This window comes from Microbacterium sp. (assembly GCF_041909575.1).
Lineage (GTDB): Bacteria > Actinomycetota > Actinomycetes > Actinomycetales > Microbacteriaceae > Microbacterium.
In genome coordinates this window covers 1-1726 of the sequence record NZ_JAYRDE010000201.1, presented here as the reverse complement: position 1 = coordinate 1726, position 1726 = coordinate 1, and the positions used below count along the sequence as shown (strand labels likewise).

The following is a 1726-nucleotide window of genomic DNA, read 5'->3' as shown; positions in this document are numbered from 1 at the left end:
TAGACGATGCCCGCCTCGTCGAGGTTCTTCAGCGCCTCTTCGCCGACGTTCGGGATGTCGCGGGTGATCTCCTCCTGGCCCAGCTTGGTGTCGCGGGCCATCACCTCGAACTCCTCGATGTGGATCGAGGTGAAGACGTCGTCCGAGACGATCCGTTCGGAGATGAGGATCGAGTCCTCGAAGTTGTAGCCGTTCCACGGCATGAACGCGACGAGCACGTTGCGCCCCAGCGCCAGCTCGCCGAGCTGGGTCGACGGGCCGTCGGCGATGATGTCGCCCGCCTTCACCTGATCGCCCACCTTCACCAGCGGCCGCTGGGTGATGCAGGTGTTCTGGTTCGAGCGCTGGAACTTGAGGAGATTGTAGATGTCGACGCCGGGGGTCGAGCTCGACTCGACGTCGGACGCCCGGATGACGATGCGGGTCGCGTCGACCTGGTCGACCAGGCCCGAGCGCCGGGCGGCGATGGCGACGCCGCTGTCGCGGGCGACGCGGGCCTCCATGCCGGTGCCGACGATCGGCGCGTCGGCGCGGATCAGCGGCACCGCCTGGCGCTGCATGTTCGAGCCCATGAGCGCGCGGTTCGCGTCGTCGTTCTCGAGGAACGGGATGAGCGCGGCCGCCACCGACACGAGCTGCTTGGGCGAGACGTCGGCGAGCTGGATGTCCTCGGCGCGCGACATCACGAACTCGCCGCCCTTGCGGCACGAGATCAGGTCCTGGGTGAACTTGCCCGTCTCGTCGATCGGCGAGTTCGCCTGGGCGACCGTGTAGTCGCCCTCGTCCATCGCCGAGAGGTAGAGGACCTCGGCGGTGACCCGGCCGTCGACGACCTTGCGGTACGGCGTCTCGATGAAGCCGTACTGGTTCACCCGCGCGAAGGTGGCGAGCGAGTTGATGAGGCCGATGTTCGGGCCTTCCGGCGTCTCGATGGGGCAGATGCGGCCATAGTGCGTCGGGTGGACGTCGCGGACCTCGAAGCCGGCGCGCTCGCGCGTCAGGCCACCCGGTCCGAGCGCCGACAGGCGGCGCTTGTGGGTGATCTCCGACAGCGGGTTGGTCTGGTCCATGAACTGCGAGAGCTGCGAGGAGCCGAAGAACTCCCGCACCGCGGCCGCCGCCGGCTTGGCGTTGATGAGGTCGTGCGGCATCACGGTGTCGATCTCGACCGAGCTCATGCGCTCGCGGATCGCCCGCTCCATCCGCAGCAGGCCGATGCGGTACTGGTTCTCCATCAGCTCGCCGACCGAGCGGACGCGGCGGTTGCCGAGATGGTCGATGTCGTCGATGACCCCGTCGCCGTCCTTGAGGCGGCAGAGCACGCGCAGGATCGAGAGGATGTCCTCCTTGCGCAGCACCCGCACCTGGTCGTCGGTCTCCTGGCGCAGGCGCGAGTTCATCTTGACGCGGCCGACCGGCGACAGGTCGTAGCGCTCGATGTCGAAGAAGAGGCCGTTGAAGAGGGCCTCCGCCGTCTCCAGCGTCGGCGGCTCGCCCGGGCGCATCACGCGGTAGATGTCGATGAGCGCGTCCTCGCGGGTCGCGTTCTTGTCGATCATCAGCGTGTTGCGCATGTAGGGACCGACGGTGACGTTGTCGATCGCCAGCGTCGCGATCTCGTCGATGCCGAGCTCGTCGACATCGTTCAGCATCGCCTCGGTGATCTCGTCGCCCGCCTCGTGCCGAACCTCGCCGGTCTGCTCGTTGATGATGTCGGCGGCGATGA

Annotated in this window: 1 protein-coding gene; it reads right to left on the bottom strand. The window is 67.6% G+C overall.

All coding sequences use genetic code 11. The annotated features are described in order from the left end of the window. Nucleotides 1-1726, bottom strand: a 1726-nt coding sequence (rpoB, locus tag ACE3O1_RS15595; protein ID WP_374316615.1) for a DNA-directed RNA polymerase subunit beta, incomplete at both ends; no start/stop codon positions are given.